Origin of the sequence: Pedobacter frigiditerrae (assembly GCF_032678705.1) — a bacterium.
Taxonomy (GTDB): domain Bacteria; phylum Bacteroidota; class Bacteroidia; order Sphingobacteriales; family Sphingobacteriaceae; genus Pedobacter; species Pedobacter frigiditerrae_A.
Map to the genome: position 1 here is coordinate 747,238 of NZ_JAVTSS010000001.1, position 17,523 is coordinate 764,760.

Annotated in this window: 12 protein-coding genes; all 12 read left to right on the forward strand. The window is 34.5% G+C overall.

Annotated features, from left to right (window positions below):
- The first annotated feature begins 145 nt into the window (after nucleotides 1-145).
- The 12 genes from kduI to R2Q59_RS03240 all read left to right on the forward strand — a co-directional run bounded on the left by kduI (nucleotide 146) and on the right by R2Q59_RS03240 (nucleotide 17,522).
- On the forward strand, nucleotides 146-976 hold the full coding sequence (gene kduI, locus R2Q59_RS03185) for a 5-dehydro-4-deoxy-D-glucuronate isomerase (RefSeq protein ID WP_316783611.1): 831 nt from the start codon (nucleotides 146-148) through the stop codon (nucleotides 974-976).
- A gap of 158 nt (nucleotides 977-1,134) precedes the next feature.
- Nucleotides 1,135-1,950 carry an SDR family oxidoreductase gene (locus tag R2Q59_RS03190; protein ID WP_316765625.1) on the forward strand — a complete coding sequence of 272 codons (816 nt, stop codon included), beginning with the start codon at nucleotides 1,135-1,137 and terminating at the stop codon, nucleotides 1,948-1,950.
- Between the two features lie 94 nt (nucleotides 1,951-2,044).
- On the forward strand, nucleotides 2,045-3,445 hold the full coding sequence (gene uxaC, locus R2Q59_RS03195) for a glucuronate isomerase (protein ID WP_316783613.1): 1,401 nt from the start codon (nucleotides 2,045-2,047) through the stop codon (nucleotides 3,443-3,445).
- A 2-nt stretch (nucleotides 3,446-3,447) separates the two neighbouring features.
- Nucleotides 3,448-4,464: a sugar kinase gene (locus R2Q59_RS03200; RefSeq protein WP_316783614.1), complete on the forward strand. Its 1,017-nt coding sequence runs from the start codon at nucleotides 3,448-3,450 to the stop codon at nucleotides 4,462-4,464.
- Nucleotides 4,457-5,122: a bifunctional 4-hydroxy-2-oxoglutarate aldolase/2-dehydro-3-deoxy-phosphogluconate aldolase gene (locus tag R2Q59_RS03205; RefSeq protein ID WP_316783616.1), complete on the forward strand. Its 666-nt coding sequence runs from the start codon at nucleotides 4,457-4,459 to the stop codon at nucleotides 5,120-5,122. The genes R2Q59_RS03200 and R2Q59_RS03205 overlap by 8 nt, the downstream gene beginning before the upstream one ends.
- 69 nt (nucleotides 5,123-5,191) lie before the next feature.
- Nucleotides 5,192-6,763 (forward strand): MFS transporter, encoded by a 1,572-nt coding sequence (locus tag R2Q59_RS03210; protein WP_316765632.1) that lies wholly within the window; start codon nucleotides 5,192-5,194, stop codon nucleotides 6,761-6,763.
- Nucleotides 6,764-6,766: 3 nt separating this feature from the next.
- Nucleotides 6,767-8,392: an NADP-dependent glyceraldehyde-3-phosphate dehydrogenase gene (locus R2Q59_RS03215; RefSeq protein ID WP_316783618.1), complete on the forward strand. Its 1,626-nt coding sequence runs from the start codon at nucleotides 6,767-6,769 to the stop codon at nucleotides 8,390-8,392.
- Nucleotides 8,393-8,693: 301 nt separating this feature from the next.
- Nucleotides 8,694-9,263, forward strand: a complete 570-nt coding sequence (locus R2Q59_RS03220) for a UbiX family flavin prenyltransferase (protein ID WP_316783620.1) — start codon at nucleotides 8,694-8,696, stop codon at nucleotides 9,261-9,263.
- Between the two features lie 76 nt (nucleotides 9,264-9,339).
- Nucleotides 9,340-9,921, forward strand: coding sequence for a hypothetical protein (locus tag R2Q59_RS03225; protein WP_316783622.1), 582 nt, complete (start codon nucleotides 9,340-9,342; stop codon nucleotides 9,919-9,921).
- 88 nt (nucleotides 9,922-10,009) lie between these two features.
- Nucleotides 10,010-11,329 (forward strand): tRNA (N(6)-L-threonylcarbamoyladenosine(37)-C(2))-methylthiotransferase MtaB, encoded by a 1,320-nt coding sequence (gene mtaB / locus R2Q59_RS03230; RefSeq protein WP_316783624.1) that lies wholly within the window; start codon nucleotides 10,010-10,012, stop codon nucleotides 11,327-11,329.
- Between the two features lie 97 nt (nucleotides 11,330-11,426).
- Entirely contained in the window at nucleotides 11,427-16,229 is a 4,803-nt protein-coding gene (locus R2Q59_RS03235; RefSeq protein WP_316783626.1) for a CHAT domain-containing protein, read from the forward strand.
- A 135-nt stretch (nucleotides 16,230-16,364) separates the two neighbouring features.
- On the forward strand, nucleotides 16,365-17,522 hold the full coding sequence (locus R2Q59_RS03240) for a prolipoprotein diacylglyceryl transferase (RefSeq protein ID WP_316783628.1): 1,158 nt from the start codon (nucleotides 16,365-16,367) through the stop codon (nucleotides 17,520-17,522).
- The last annotated feature ends 1 nt before the right edge of the window (nucleotide 17,523 follow it).

Here is a 17,523-nt window from a genome sequence, read left to right on the forward strand (position 1 = left end):
CAGCGAAGCGAGGAGATATCTGGTCTGACAATGCACAGAACAAAAGAGATTTCTCTCGATGAATTATCGGTTCGAAATGACGAATAAAAAACAGAATGAAACCTGCGAAGCAAGCTTCATAACCGCTAAAAGCAATACAAACAAAATGAAAATTATACAACACGTACACTCAGAAGATTTTAAAACCTACGGAACTGATAAAATCAGAGAAAGATTTTTATTAGATGGATTGAAAGAGAAAAACAAAACCAATTTTGTTTATGCTCATTACGATAGAATGGTTACTGGTTTAATTACGCCAACAACCGAAATAGTGCCTTTAGGTACATATGATATTTTACGTGCAGATTTCTTTTTAGAAAGAAGAGAAATGGGCGTAATTAATGTGGGCGGTCCTGGAACAATTGAAGCAGATGGTACAACATACAATTTAGCTAAACTAGATTGTTTATATATGGGTAAAGGTGTAAAAGATGTAAAGTTCAGTAGCAAAAATGCTGATGAACCTGCTGTGTTTTACATTTTATCTGCGCCAGCTCACGCTACTTATCCAACAACTTTCTTAAAAAATGCTGATGCTTTTTCTGCACAATTAGGAAGTGTAGAAACTGCTAACGAACGTAGAATTATTCGTTACATTCACAAAGATGGAATTCAGAGTTGCCAACTAGTAATGGGATTAACCATTCTTTCTACTGGAAGTGTTTGGAATACTATTCCACCTCATACTCATGATCGTAGAATGGAAGTTTATTTCTATTTTGATGTTGATGAAGAACACAGAGTTTTCCATTACATGGGCGAGCCACAAGAAACTCGTCACATCATTGTAGCTAATCACGAAGCGGTTTTATCTCCAACTTGGAGCATTCACGCAGGTAGTGGAACTAAAAATTACAGCTTTATTTGGGGTATGGCAGGAGAAAACCTTGACTATGCCGATATGGATACATTTGGAGTAAAAGAACTTAAATAGAACACGTGCGTCATTGCGAGGAGGCACGACGAAGCAATCTGCTTAGAGGGGTGGGCAATTGATAATTTAGTAATAATGTTTCGTGGAAACACGAACCAAGGCGTAGAATAGAATAGATGCATTGGTTTGTGTCTTCACGAACCAAAAAATAAACAAAAATGGAACAATCATTTTCTTTAGAAGGAAAAGTAATCGTAGTAACAGGCGGAACAGGAATTTTAGGTAATTCTTTCGTTAACGCAATTGTTGAAGCTGGTGGTGCAGTTGGTATTTTAGGTAGAAATGCTGATATCGCAAACGAAAGAGCTGATGCAATTAACAAAAATGGTGGAAAAGCAATCGCTTTAATTGCTGATGCTATGGATGAAGAGCAGTTAATTGCTGCCAGAGAAAAAATTATTGCTGCTTTTGGTAAAATTGATGGTTTAGTAAATGCGGCTGGTGGTAATATGCCAGATGGTGTTTTACAACCAGAAGAAAGCGTTTTCAAAATGAAAATGGATGGAATGAAAAAAGTGTTAGACCTAAATTTATGGGGAACACTTATCCCAACTCAAATTTTTGGAGAAGCAATTGCAGAAACTGGAAGAGGAAGTATTGTAAATATTTCTTCAATGAATTCTAAAAAAGCAGTAACCAAGGTATTAGGTTATAACATGGGTAAAGCTGCTGTTGATTGTTACACACAATGGTTTGCTGTAGAATTGGCAAATCGTTATGGCGATAAAATTAGAATGAATGCTTTAGCTCCAGGCTTTTTCTTAACTGAACAAAATAGAAATCTATTAACTACACCAGATGGTGGTTTTACACCTCGCGGCCAGTCGGTAATTAAACAAACTCCTTTCAAACGTTTCGGCGACCCAGATGAATTAAAAGGTGCTTTAGTTTGGCTATTGAGCGATGCATCTCAGTTTGTTACTGGCGCAATGATTTGCGTAGATGGTGGCTTCTCTATTTTTAGTGGGGTATAAAAAGCTAATGGTCAATGGTTAATAGCTATGTCTATTAACCATCAACTATTAACTCGAAAAACAAAGAACATAAATTAAAAAATATAATCACCCAGTGAAAAACTTTTTAGACGAGAACTTTTTATTGCAAACAGAAACAGCACAAACGTTGTACCACGAGTTTGCAAAGGATATGCCGATTATTGATTACCATAATCACTTAATGCCAGACCAAATTGCGCAAGACAAAAACTTTGAGAACATTACTCAAGTTTGGCTTTACGGCGACCATTACAAATGGAGAGCAATGCGATCTAACGGTGTTGATGAATATTACATCACTGGTGCTGCTTCTGATTGGGAGAAATTTGAAAAATGGGCAGAAACCGTTCCGTATACATTAAGAAATCCACTTTATCACTGGACACATTTAGAGTTGCAACGTTATTTCGGCATTCACGAAGTATTATCTTCCGCCAATGCGAAAAAAATATACGATGAGTGTAATGCCAAATTACAAACCAAAGAGTATAGCGTACAAGGTTTATTGCGCAAAATGAACGTGAAAACTTTATGTACAACTGATGACCCTTTGGATAATTTGGAATATCATCAACAAATAAAAAATAGCAATGCTGATGTAGTTGTTTTGCCAGCCTTTAGGCCAGACAAAGCAATGAACGCTGATGATGTTGCAGGTTTAAATACTTACATAGATAAATTGGCTGCCTTAACGGGAACAGCAATTGCTGATTATGATACTTATTTGTCAGCGTTAAAATCTCGTCACGATTACTTTGCCGAAAATGGCGCATCAGTTTCTGACCATGGCCTAGAGCAAATTTATGCTGAAGATTTTACGGATGAAGAAATCAAATCTATTTTCTTAAAGATTAGAAATAAGGAAGCGATAAGTTTAGAAGAGAATTTGAAATTCAAATCGGCTATGCTTTTTCAATTTGCACTTTGGGACCACGAAAAAGGATGGGTTCAACAATTTCATTTAGGTGCAATTCGTAATAATAACGATCGTTTATTAACTTCTCTAGGCCCAGATACAGGATTTGATTCTATAGGAGATTTCCCACAAGGAAAAGCATTATCTAAATTTTTAAACAAATTGGATTTGGATAATAAATTGGCAAAAACCATTTTATATAACTTAAATCCGGCAGATAATGAATTATTTGCAACAATGATTGGTAATTACCAAGATGGTACCGTTGCTGGTAAAGTACAATGGGGTTCTGGATGGTGGTTTTTAGACCAAAAGCAAGGGATGATTAACCAAATTAATGCCTTATCTAATTTAGGTTTATTGAGCCAGTTTGTGGGGATGTTAACTGACTCTAGAAGTTTCCTTTCTTACCCTCGTCACGAATATTTTAGACGTATTTTATGTGATTTATTCGGTACTGATGTAGAAAACGGAGAATTGCCTTACGATAAAGAATGGTTAGGAAAAGTAATCCAGAATATCTGTTTTAATAATGCTAAAACCTATTTCAATTTCTAATTATGGGTAAAGTTTTAAGTTTTGGTGAGCTTTTATTGCGTATTTGTCCAGATGGAGATGGAGAATGGCTAGCGGAAAATAAATTGCCTTTTTATGTTGGTGGAGCAGAATTAAATGTTGCAACAGCATTGGCTTTGTGGGATATCCCTTCAGCATATTTTACCGCTTTACCTGAGAATTTTATGTCTGAGCAAATCATCAGTTATATGGATGCTCGAGATATTGACACTTCTAAAATTCATCACGGAGGCGATAGAATAGGTTTATATTATTTGCCAAAAGGAAAAGACTTAAAAAATGCAGGTGTAATTTACGATAGGGCAAATTCTGCTTTTGCAACGTTGCAAACTGGAGCTATCGACTGGGATAAAGTATTAGATGGTGTAACTTGGTTTCATTTCAGTGCCATTTGTCCAGCTTTAAATCAGGCAGCTGCCGATGTTTGTTTGGAAGCTGTAAAAGCAGCAAGTGAAAAGGGAATTACCATTTCTATCGACTTAAATTTCCGTGCTAAATTGTGGCAATATGGAAAACAACCTTCAGAAATTGTGCCTCAATTAGCTCAGTATTGCGATTTAATCATGGGTAATATTTGGGCAGCTGAAAAGATGTTGAACATCCCTGTGCCAGAAGGTATTGTAGAAGCTGATGATAAAAATACTTATATTGAGCAAGCAAAAAAGACTTCGGAAGAAATTATAAAACAATATCCTAAATGTAAGTGGGTGGCAAATACTTTCCGCTTCGATTACAACCAAGGAATTAGATATTATACAGCACTTTATACAGCTAACGAACTATTAGTCTCAAAAGAATATCTTTCTGAGAAAATTTTAGATAAAGTGGGTAGTGGCGACTGTTTCATGGCAGGTTTAATTTATGGTTTTTATCAAGGTAATAATCCTTTAGATACACTAGACTTCGCCACAGCAGCAGCTTATAATAAATTATATATACCAAGCGATGCAACAACAGCAACAGTTGCAGACGTTAAAAAAACATTAGCAGAAAATGACTAAGAATAAAGAAACTACAATTGCAGCAATTAAAACTCAGGGAATGTTGCCTCTTTTTTATTATGAAGATGCACAGGTAAGTTTAGAGATTGTTCGTGCTTTATATAAAGGCGGTGTTCGTGTTTTCGAATATACAAATAGGGGCAAAGCTGCATTAGAAAATTTTCAGTTTTTAAAAGAAGCCTTAAAAACTGAAATGCAAGATTTATTTTTAGGAATTGGAACAATTAAAAATACAACAGAGGTTAAGGAGTTTTTAGCAGCTGGAGCAGATTTTATTGTTTGTCCGGTAGTAGATTTAGAAGTAGGTAAATTAACTCATGATGCTGGTTTATTATGGATTCCTGGATGTATGACACCTACAGAGATTAATATAGCTCATCAGTTTGGAGCAGGAATTATTAAATTGTTTCCAGCTAATATTTTAGGGCCAGAATATCTATCATCAATTAAAGAGCTTTTCCAAGGTCAATTATTTGTGCCAACTGGCGGAGTAGAAATCGATGAAACCAATATTGACAACTGGTTTAAAGCCGGCGTTTGTGCAGTTGGAATGGGCAGTAAACTAGTAAGTAAAAAAATATTAGAAAATAAAGCTTATGATGAATTACAGACTTTAACCACGAAAGCATTTGAAATCATCAATAAAGTAAAACCTTAAACACAAATTTAACCAAATATTAAATCCTCCAATGTTCTGAGAAAGAATGTAGGGGTTAAACTAAAAATTATGAACCAAACTAAAATCGGCAATTACAGATGGACCATTTGCGCCCTTTTGTTTTTTGCAACCACAGTAAACTACCTGGATAGACAGGTACTGAGTTTACTGAAGCCAACATTGGAAGAACAATTCGGTTGGTCTAACAGTGACTATGCAGATATTGCTGCAGTATTCCAATTTACATATGCAATTGCAATGCTTTTTGCAGGTCGTTTTGTAGATAAATTAGGTACAAAATGGGGATATGGAATCGCTATTATTGTTTGGTCTATCGGAGCAATCATCCACGCTTATTCAATTTCAATCGGTACAGGAGTTGCATCTATTTTAACAACTTTTGGTATTGCTGCATTACCAGTGTCTATTCTCGGTTTTATGTTTTCTCGAGCCGTCTTGGCAATTGGTGAATCAGGGAATTTTCCTGCTGCAATTAAAGCTACGGCAGAATATCATCCAAAAAAGGAACGCTCATTTGCAACAGGTATCTTTAATTCTGGTGCAAACGTAGGAGCAATTTTAGCACCAATTACCGTTCCATGGATTGCAAAACATTGGGGTTGGGAAAGAGCTTTTGAGTTAGTTGGTGCCGTTGGATTTTTATGGTTATTCTTTTGGTTAATTTTCTATGAATCTCCAGAAAAGCAAAAACGTTTAAAAGCTGCAGAATTAGCTTACATCAATAGTGATGAAGATGAGGTTGCCGATAAAGCAAATGTTGAAAAAGTTAAGTGGTTTAAATTGTTAGGGTTTAGACAAACTTGGGCATTCACTTTTGGTAAGTTCATGACTGATGGTGTTTGGTGGTTCTTTTTGTTTTGGTTACCAGGTTTTTTAAAGGACCAATATGCAATGACTAGTGATGACATTCGTTGGCCATTAGCTGTTTTATATAGCATGACCATGATAGGAAGTATTGGTGGTGGTTGGTTGCCAAAATACTTTGCAGATAAAGGTTATGCTGTTTATGATGGAAGAATGAGAGCAATGTTTGTTATTGCACTTTTCCCATTAATTGTTTTGTTTGCGCAACCTTTTGGTCATTATTCTTTCTGGATTCCAGTTATATTAATTGGAGTAGGAGCGTCTGCTCACCAAGCTTGGTCGGCAAATATTTTCACAACGGTTTCAGATATGTTTCCTAAAAGAGCAATTGGTTCGGTAGTTGGAATTGGTGGTTTTGCTGGTGGTATGGGCGGTGTGTTGGTAACTAAAATTGGCGGTTGGATTTTCGATAGCTATGCCAATAAAGGTATCTCAGAATCATTTGCAAAATTCAACGAAATGGGTAACAGTTCGTTCGTAAATCAAATTACTTCTATGGATTTGGCTAGCAAATATGGCGACAAAGTAAACTTGAATATCATGTCATTGAATAAGTTACCAGTTGAAGTAGCTGATAAATTAAAAGCTGTTGATGCAAATCTATTTACCCAATTGCTAGAAATTCAAAAGCCATTAGTTCAATCAAATATGACTGTTGCTTACACCATTATGTTCGCCTTTTGTGCAGTCGCTTATTTAATTGCTTGGTCTGTCATGAAGTTATTAGTTCCAAAATATAAAAAGATTACGCTATAAATTATGAACTTTCAAGAAGAATTGGATTCACTCTTTTTAACAGAAGAGCAGATTCCTACTGCCTTTAAATTGGCAGCAGAAGTTAACCAACGCGAATATTTATCCAATGGAGAAATGTTGCCTTGGAGTGGTGATGTTCACACTGTGTTATCGCCAATTTGTATCAAAACTGAAAAAGGTTTAGAGCGAAAGGTTATTGGAACTTATCCACTTTGTGATGCTGCAGAAGCTACAGCTTCTCTTGATGCAGCAGTAGCAGCCTATAACAATGGTAGGGGTGAATGGCCAACAATGGGCGTTGCGCAAAGAATAGAATGTGTAGAGCGATTTACCCATGCCATTATTGAAAAAAAACAAGAAGTTGTAAAGTTAATCATGTGGGAGATAGGTAAAACATTTGCTGATTCTACTAAAGAATTTGACCGTACAATTGAATATATTCAAGCTACAATTGATGCATTAAAAGATTTAGACCGTCAATCATCTGGCTTCACAATGGAGCAAGGAATTGTAGCTCAAATTCGTCGCTCTCCATTGGGTGTGGTTTTATGTATGGGTCCGTTTAACTATCCATTAAATGAAACTTTTACAACATTAATTCCTGCGTTGATAATGGGTAACACTATTTTATTTAAACCACCTAAACACGGAACATTATTATTTTATCCATTATTAGAAGCATTTAAAAACTGTTTTCCTAAAGGTGTGGTTAACACGATTTATGGTCGTGGAAATAAAATCATTCCAGGTTTAATGGAGTCGGGTAAAATCAATGTTTTAACTTTGATTGGCTCTAGTAAGGTAGCTAACGAATTGAAAAAGATGCACCCAAAAGTAAATCGTTTACGTGCTATTTTGGGTTTAGATGCAAAAAATGCAGCTATTATTACAGCAAAGGCAGATTTAAAACTTGCTGTTCAAGAAACTGTACTTGGTTCGCTTTCATTTAACGGACAAAGGTGTACTGCCTTGAAGATTATTTTTGTTCACCGTAGCTTAGCTGATGAGTTTTTGAAACAACTTTCAGAGTCAGTTAATAAATTAAAGTTTGGTATGCCTTGGGTTGATGGCGTTTCTTTAACACCATTGCCAGAGCCTCATAAACCCGCTTATTTGAAAGAAGTTATAGATGATGCAATTTCAAAAGGAGCAAAAGTGATGAATGAAAATGGTGGAGCAACAAATGAGTCGTTTGTTTTTCCAGCTGTTGTTTATCCAGTTAATGCACAAATGAAATTATATACAGAAGAACAATTTGGTCCAGTTGTACCAGTTGTGCCTTTTGATGATTTAGAGGAAACGATTCAATACCTAATCGATTCTACCCACGGTCAGCAAGTAAGTATTTTCAGTAACGATGAGCAAGAAGTAGCTGCTTTGATTGATCCTTTGGTTAATCAGGTTAGTAGAGTAAATATTAACTGCCAATGCCAACGTGGACCAGATGTTTTCCCTTTTACAGGTAGAAAAGATAGTGCTGAAGGTACACTTTCGGTTGTTGATGCTTTGCGTTCGTTTTCTATTAGGTCGCTTGTGGCAACGAAACTAAACGAAAACAATAAACACTTATTAAATGAAATTATTGATAGCAATAGTTCAAACTTTTTAAGTACCAAATACTTGTTTTAAAAGCGATGAGACCTTTTTTAGAGCTTTCAAAAAAGAGATTTTGTGTCACATTTACACTATAATAAAAAAAAGAGTGTTTAAACTTTCTTTTATTTATAAAATTAGTTACATTTGAGCTTACCCTTTCGGGGGTATGTTTTTCATAGGTAGATGTAGGGTCTGAAACTTGTTTCAGGCCCTTTTTTATTCCCCTCCACTGGAGGGGTGCCCAAAGGGTGGGGTGGTTTATTGTTTATAATAGCTTTTGACTCTATTTCTTCACCATCCAAAAAACTATAACAATCGTATATTTGCTTAGATTATGGTCAAAAAGAAAAAAATAATTGTTGCCATTACAGGTGCTAGCGGTTCTGTGTATGCAAAGCTATTATTAGATAATTTGATGAAACTTTCATCTCAAATCGATAAAGTAGGCGTTGTAATGTCTGATAACGCAAAGGAAGTGTGGCGCTTTGAATTGGGAAATGAAGATTATGACAATTATCCATTTACTTTTTATCATAAAATGGATTTTAATGCGCCATTTGCCTCCGGCTCTGCAAAATATGATACAATGATTATCATTCCTTGCTCAATGGGAACATTAGGCCGTATCGCCCACGGCATATCTAACGATTTAATTTCTCGTGCCGCTGATGTAATTTTAAAAGAACGTAGAAAATTAATTGCAGTTGTTCGCGATACTCCGTTTAGTTTAATCCACATCAATAATTTAAAAGCCGTAACAGAAGCTGGAGGGATTATTTGCCCTGCTAATCCATCATTTTATAGCTTACCAAAAACAATAGAGGATGTAGCGCAAACAGTAGTTAACCGCGTAATCGATTTAGCTGGGTTAGAATCTGAAAGTTATAGATGGAATGAGGATTAAATTTCATTGATAATTAATGCATAACTAGATTAGAAAAGCCGAAATTTTAATTTTATTTTTAGGAAATTTAATCAAGATGCAACGTCTCATTTTATACTTTTTATTCTTTAGTTTAATTTTCTTTAGTTCCCTTTCATTTGCTCAGAAAGATTACATCGTAAATAATGCTGGTGATACCACAAAAGGACAATTTAAAAAGCAATTAATATCTGGTCTTAAATTTAAACCTGATGGGAATTCGCAATACGAAGATTTGAATTACGACGATTTGTCCGCCTATTACAAAAGTAAGGACAGTTCTTCGTATGTCTTAAAAGTTATTCCTACAGGTAAAAAACCAATATTTTTAGAGCGTTTGCAAAACGGCAAGATAAAACTTTATGAGCGTTTTATAGCTGGAACCTATGGTTATATGGGTGGGGGCTCCCCAAGCCAAACTATTTGGTATGCGAGCAAGGATGACGGAGAACTCTTGGAAATTAAAACCAATAACGTTTTAGGGACTAGGGAGGATAGGAAAAATAATTTTTTCAATCTAATTGGAGATTACAAAGAACTTTGGGATGATTTTATTGCTGAAAAGAATTTCAGTTATGAAATGATTGAATCTTATATTAAGAAATATAACTATTATCATAAATACTTATTAAAAAAGTAGTCCTATTGTTAGGTAGTTGTAAGGTTTCCAACTAGTCGCAATACGCAATACGCAAATCTCAATACTAATAATTATCTTTGCAACCTCAATGAAAAAAGTTGCATTTTATACTCTTGGCTGTAAGCTAAACTTCTCAGAAACCTCAACCATTGGTCGTTTATTTACTGATGCGGGTTATGCTGTGGTTGAATTTACTGATGCAGCTGATGTATATGTAATCAATACTTGCTCAGTTACTGAACACGCCGATAAAAAATGTCGTAAAGTAGTAAAGGAAGCTTTAAAGTATTCTCCAAATGCTTATGTAACTATTGTTGGTTGTTATGCACAATTAAAACCTACAGAAATTGCCGAAATTGAGGGTGTTGATATGGTTTTAGGAGCTGCTGAAAAATTTAGGATAGTAGAATTTATTTCAGACTTAACAAAAAATCCTAAGGCAGTTGTTCATCAGCAAAACATCGAAAAAGTAAACCATAATTTTATTGCAGCTTATTCAATTGGGGATAGAACTCGTACTTTTTTAAAAGTTCAAGATGGTTGCGATTATCCTTGTACTTATTGCACAATTCCTTTGGCACGCGGTGGAAGTAGGAGTGACACCATTGAAAATGTAGTTAATCGTGCTACTCAAATTGCGGCCGGTGGCGTTAAAGAAATCGTGCTTACAGGTGTAAATTTAGGCGATTTTGGTATTCGTGATGGACAAAGACAAGATAAATTCTTCGACCTTGTTAAAGCATTAGATGAAGTTGATGGAATTGAACGTATTCGTATTTCTTCAATCGAGCCTAACTTGTTAAGCAATGAGATTATAGAATTTGTTGCTACCTCAAAACGTTTTGTTCCTCATTTTCACATTCCATTACAATCTGGCTCTAATAAGATTTTAGGTTTGATGAAAAGACGTTATCAACGTGAGTTATATACGGAACGCGTAGCGAAAATTAAGGCAGTAATGCCAAATTGCTGTATTGGTGTTGATGTAATTGTTGGTTTTCCTGGAGAAACTCACTATGATTTTTTAGACACTTATCAATTCTTAAATGAATTGGATATTTCATATTTACACGTATTTACCTACTCTGAACGTGAGCAAACTGAAGCTGCTACCATGAAAGGTAAAGTTACTGGCAGCACTCGTTTTGATAGAAATAAAATGTTGCACATTCTTTCAGATAAAAAAAGAAGAGCTTTCTATCAATCTCAAATCGGTTCTACGGCTCAAGTGCTTTTTGAAGACGACCAGAAAAACGGTTTTATGCATGGGTTTACTAAAAATTATGTAAAGGTTAAAGCTAAATACGACCCTGTAATGGTTAACGAGATTAAAAACGTTAAATTAATAGAGCTTTTAGCAGATGGCGAAGTAGAAGTAGCTGAAGCAGAGGAAGTCTTAGCTCATTAAATCCCTAAAATTTTCTCTTTAAAATACCCAGTTGTGGGTATATAGCACTAGTTTTTATATTGTAATATTGTGTGTGTAATGCTCACAAAATTGCCTTATGAAAAATTTATCGTTTTCTGCTATAAAAGGATTTCTAGTTTTAACGCTTATAATTCTTTCTATTTCTACAAAGGCTCAGGTTGCTAAAACTGTTGTTAGAAATTTTAACTTTAAGGTAGATTACGTTTATTACGGCAAGGCCGATAGTGTTTACCTTTTTATTTATGAGGGAGGTAAATTAGGTGTAAAGGTTGGTCAGCAAGGTAAAGTGTTCGGAACTTATTCTTCTGCTAAACCAAATCGCTCACAAAAAGAGCTAGGTTTTAGTACAATTGTTAAAGTAATGGGCGATACTATAATTGCTAAAACAACACTGTATAAGCCCAATATTGCCGATGAAAGAGCAATGGCAAATGATTATTTGAGTTTAGATATTAATCTGCCTCAAAACAATTATAATAGTCTATTTTATGACTTAGCATTAATGCAAATCACGTTTCTAGATAACTCTAGGGACAAATTATATTCATTAAAGCAAATCCTTACAAAAGATTCAAAGCCTCTTGAAGATTCTATCATTACCAGAAGCATAGTTGATATTAAATCAATTTATGATATGGTTAAGGATGATGACAAGTATAAGAGTCTTAAGGTGAAAATGACAGATGGGAGGTATAAAGGGAGAACAGTTTTGGATGTTATGGCTAAAACAAACAAAACGGATATCATTGGATTCTTGAAATTTGTTAAATCTTATCCTGGTAAATACATTGGAACTAGCTGGAAAATGGGTGAAGTTTTTGCCACTTGGGTTATCAATAATGCGCCATTAAATAATCAAGAAGTGCTAGATTCTGTAAAACACTATGCAACAGATAAAATAAGGTATGAAAAGTTCCTTGTAGCAAACAGAAGTATAATTGTTAAAGACGAATATTTAAAATCTTGGGTAGTAATAGCATTGGATAAAACAAATGATGGCAAGAATTTAGAAGCAGATAACTTATTAAAAGAAACCCTTAAAGCAGGAACGTTTCTAAAAGATACTTCAGGGTTAGGGTTTTATCATTATATACAGGCTCAAATTTATCAAGATAAGCAACAATATTTACAGGCTATTGTACATACCAACAAGGCTATTGAGTTTTTTAGGCAATCAAAATATTGGGAATATTATATCAAACTAAAACTTAAAAGAATTTACATTGAAGTTATGCTTAGTGATTTTGTAGCTGCAACAAAAACTTACAATGAGCTCGAAAATGATTTTAAAGATTACAAAACACAACTTGAACCAACTCTATTTACGAGTTTATTGGCACAACATTATGGTTATTATGGTTATTCTCTAAAAAGAAAAGGAGATTTAAATGAAGCTAAAATCTATTATGGAAAATCTGCAGATGAATATCAAAAACTCGAAGACTTTTCCAGTAAAGTAGCAAATGCCTTGGCGAGAGAAAATGTTGCCGATATTTTAACGAATCAAAATAATTACGAAGAAGCTGTTTCTGTTTACGACTCATTAATAGTGGTTTACAAGACTTTAAATCAATCTGATAAACGCTCGTATGCCATAAATAGTAAAGCTTATGCTTATAGTAAAATGGGCAAATATGATAAAAACATCGAGTTTGCAAATGAAGCTTTAGCGATTCAATTAAAAACTGAAGATTGGAATAAAGCAGGTTATAGTTACTCGCAAATAGGTCAATCTCAATGGAGCTTAGGTAAATTTAATGAAGCTGTTGCAGCACATAAACAATCAATTTTATACAGAAAAAAAGGGAATAATTTTGAAGGGATGGGTTATTCCTATTCTAAATTAGGTAGTCTGTATATTGAAATTGGCGATAAAGTAAAAGCCATTGCCGCTTTAGATAGTGCTAAAATATCCTATACAAAAGCTGGATTAAAAGATAAATTGGCAGAAATAGATGGCTCTATTGGAGATATCTATATAAAAGATAAAAATATTCCAAAAGCAATTGTACATTATTTAGCAGCTTATGAAAGCTTAAAAGCACTTGGGCTAAAACAAGAAATGGCAAAGCAATTGTATAATATAGCAGATGCAGCTTATTGGGATGATATGGTGCAATCTCGTAAATATTATACCTTATCTTATGATTTGTACAAGGCGATTGGTATAAAAGACCAAATGTTATACTGCTTGTTGAATCTTGGGAATTTAGATACTAGAGAAAAGAAATATGATAGTGCAGAAAAGTATTTTATTCAGGCATTAGCCATCTCAAAAGAGATTAATGGTAAAAGAGAACAAGCTATAACATACAGAAAGTTAGCTGATGCCGCAAATACAAGACTTAATTTAGTGGATGCAATTTCTAAATATGAACAGTCACTAGCTATTTTTAAAGAGATTGACGAGAAATCAGAGCAGTCTAGTGTTTTATTATCAATTGGTTACGCTAATGTTTCTTTAGGTAAGTTTAACAATGCTGAAACTGTAATGCAACAAGCGTTGGACATATCTAAATCAACAAATAATTATGCCGGCAAGGCCGATGCCTTCGCAGCATTATCAGATTTACATCAGTTAAAAGGAGAATTCACAGAATCTAAAGTGTTGATTGATAGTTGTTTTAAAATTTACAAACAGTTGAATAACGCTTATCAAATTGCTAATACACATATTCTTGCTGGTAATTATTACAATAGAATTTCAGATAATATCAATGCCATTAAAAGCTATACAGCAGCAGATAGTCTTTTTAAAGTAGAGAAATCGCCAGATAGTCGCTTTACAACTTTAAACAATATTGGAACGATTTATTTTTATCAAGCAGATTATCCACAAGCCTTAAATTATTTTAATCAAGCAAATGCAATTATAAAAGCTCAACCTGTGGTAACAGAAAACACATTGTTGGTTACTACTAATTTGGGCGAGGTTTATTATCATCAGAAGAACTACATAGAGGCAGAAAAGATTTTGTTATTGTCTTTAAAGCTTTGCAACGAGAAGAATGCAGTACGTTCAAAATCTAGTGCTACAATGGTTTTAGGTAAGTTGTATTATGATAAAAAAGATTATGCTAACGCTATTATTAATCTGCAGAATACTTATCAATACTCAAAATCAACAAAAGAAAATAGCCAATTGATAGAATCATCTTTATACTTAGGTAAAGTTGCAATGGCTCAAAAGAAAGATGCAGAAGCTGCTAAATATTTTGATGAAGCAATTGTAAATTCGGTTAGGGTAGGAGAAAGCAAAAATTTATGGGAAGCACTTTACAGTCGAGGATTAATGTTTTATAATGAGAATAAACTCGATTCTGCCACGGTATATTTTAAAAGAGCAGTAACTAGTGTAGAAGGTACTGGCAAAAATATATTTGGTGGTGCTGCTGCCAAAAAAATCTTTGCTGCTGATGAGAAAAAAGTAAGTCTTTATAATAATTTAATTTCTACACTCATAAAAGTTGGTAAAACCGATGAGGCATTGGAGTATACAAGTAGAAGTAACATTCAAGCCATTAAAGAGAAGATGAATGGAGTTGTTGCCATGAGTAATAATACAGAGAAATCTGCTGCCATAAAACAACAAACTCAATTAACTAATACTGTTGCATCAGTAGAAGAAAACATAGCCAAAGAAAAGGCAAAACCAGCAGCAGAACAGAATAAAGAAAAAATCGTTTCGCTACAAAAAGTTCAACAATTTGCCCAGAAGCAATTACTTAACTTTTTAGATAGTATGGTTAAGGTGCATAAAGATTTTAATGATAATTTTACTAAAAGCGTTAATCCAGAGCAGCTTAAAGAATTTAAGTCTTCTATTCCACCGGAAATGGCGGTATTGCTATACGTAGTTCAAGGCGACCAGCTTATTATTTTTACCTTAACAAACGAAAGTACTAAAGCCAAGGTGGTGAGTATTAATGGAACAGATTTTTCTGCTCAGGTTAAAGATTTTAGCGTAGCCTTAAAACAGCCATTTAAAGATAAAAATGCGGCTCCATTAAACTTAAGAGGAGTTAAAGTCACCAATTCAGCACAATCATCTCGTTCTATTGCAGAAACTGGAACTAGTTTATACGAAGCGCTTATCGACCCAATAACAGCAGATATTGCTAATAAAACTCAGCTTTGTATTATTAATAATGGCGAATTGAGCAGTATTCCATTTCAAGCTATTGGTAAGAAAAATGACAAGGGAACTTTCAGATATTTGGTAGAAGACTATACGATTTTTTACACTAACAGTTTATCAATCTTTACAAAGAAAAAACCTGATTCAATTAAAGGGATGAGTTTTGTTGCTTACGGCAATCCTGACCATAGCTTGCCAAATGCAGAAAACGAGGTTAAGGAAATCAATAAAATCATAACAACTGCTAAGGTTTACATTGGCGATTCTGCCACAGAAGATATGGCTCAAGAAAGCCTTGGCTCAAAAAAAATCATCCATTTTGCTACCCATGGTATTTTAGATTACAGTGATTTTTCTAAAACCTTTTTAAAGTTCGCAAAATCAACTAATAATGATGGTAAATTAACTATACAAGAAATTAAAGGGCTCGAAATTTCAGATTGTGATTTAGTTACCTTATCAGCTTGTGAAACGGCAGTAACACAAACAGTGAATAAAGGATGGTATGTTTCTCCTGCAAATTCACTTTTAGTAAGTGGGGTAAAATCTGTAGTAGCATCGCTTTGGTCTGTAGATGATGAAGCAACAAGTTTGCTAATGAGTGCATTTTACGAAAACATGGGCAAATCTATGCCAAAAGCGCAAGCATTGAGGAAAGCTCAGGAAACCTTAAGTCACAATCCAAAATTTGCACATCCATTTTATTGGGGAGCATTTATTTTGTACGGAGAGTGGCGTTAAAAGAGTAAGGAGTCCTAAGTCTTTAGTCTAGAGTTTAATTGAGCAATAAAATTACTCAAGACTTTAGACTAATGACTCAAGACTTTCTTTAGTCTTTCAGCTTTCTTTGCTATCTTCGCTTAAACTAATTTTTGTATGTTTCCAACCGTTTCGCATTTCATATCTTACCTTTTTGGTGTGGATATTCCTCTTCCATTTAACACTTTCGGCGTTTTTGTAGCATTGGCATTTGTTGCTGGCTATTGGGCATTTACAAAAGAATTGAAGCGAAAAGAAGCTTTAGGCTTAATTCATCCAACCAAAAGGATAATTACTGTCGGAGAACCAGCAAGTATCTCAGATATCTTATTGAATGCATTTTTTGGCTTTCTAATTGGTTATAAAATTGTTTATGCCATCATTAATTATAAACTATTTGTAAACGACCAGCAAGGAGTTTTACTTTCAGCCAAAGGAAATATAATTGGGGGTATAATTTTAGCCATCGTATTTGCCTACTGGGATTATAGCGAGAAACAAAAAACAAAATTGCCTAAACCAAAAAAAGTTGAAGTGACCGTGCATCCTCACGAAGTGATGAGCAGTATGGTAGTTTGGGCAGCAGTTTGGGGTTTTTTAGGCGCAAAGATTTTCGATAATTTAGAACATTGGGATACTTTTATTAAAGACCCAATTGGCGGATTATTCTCTTTTACAGGTTTAACCTTCTACGGTGGCTTAATTTGTGGTGGTGCCGCAGTATTGTACATTGCTCGTAAAAATGGTATCAAACCATTACACATGTTAGATGTTGGCGGACCAGGAATGATGTTGGCTTATAGCGTTGGTCGTATTGGCTGTCATTTATCAGGAGATGGGGATTGGGGAATTCCAAACTTAAATCCTAAGCCATTTACTTGGTTGCCTGATTGGGCATGGGCATACACTTACCCAAATAACGTAGCTAGAGAAGGCAATCATATTGCTGGCTGTATTGGTAATTATTGTAATGAATTAGCTCAGCCTGTTTATCCAACTCCAATTTATGAAGTTGTTTTAGCTTTTATTTTATTCATCATTTTATGGAAAATTCGTGAACGCATTAAATTACCTGGAATGATGTTTGGAATTTATTTGATTTTAAATGGCATCGAGCGCTTTAGCATTGAACTCATCAGGGTAAATAAAAAATTAGGAACGATTGCTGGATTTTCATTTACACAAGCAGAATTAATTGCGGCTTTACTATTTATCGGTGGCTGGTTGTTAGTTATCTATTCCATTAAAAACAAAGAGAAAAACGCAAATTATTAAT